Genomic DNA, 285 nt, shown 5'->3' on the forward strand with positions numbered 1-285 from the left:
TGATCTTTAGTGATGGCATTACTGGCTTTGATGATTGTTTCTACTACCTCATATATAATAAAACCATTTTTTACTATACTCTCTAACTTTGTATCAGTAAGATTCAATTGTTTTGTTTTGGATAAAGCTACAGTAGCAAGTACTCCGTATTTATTAATCGCCTTAGGTATATCGAAGAAATGATTTACTGATGAATATGTTAAAGCTATTGCGTCATTTAAACAGTTAAATGCTTGCGTGATTTTAAATTCGTATCCTTCTTGATTGTAACTCATAATAATACTC

At 29.8% G+C, this 285-nt stretch carries 1 protein-coding gene; it reads right to left on the reverse strand.

The features are described 5' to 3' along the window. A partial coding sequence (locus KYQ89_RS04655) for a DUF5424 family protein (RefSeq protein WP_218460620.1) occupies positions 1-275 on the reverse strand: 275 nt, incomplete at its 3' end. Positions 276-285 lie beyond the last annotated feature (10 nt).

This window comes from Rickettsia sp. TH2014 (assembly GCF_019249195.1).
Classification (GTDB): Bacteria; Pseudomonadota; Alphaproteobacteria; order Rickettsiales; family Rickettsiaceae; genus Rickettsia; species Rickettsia felis.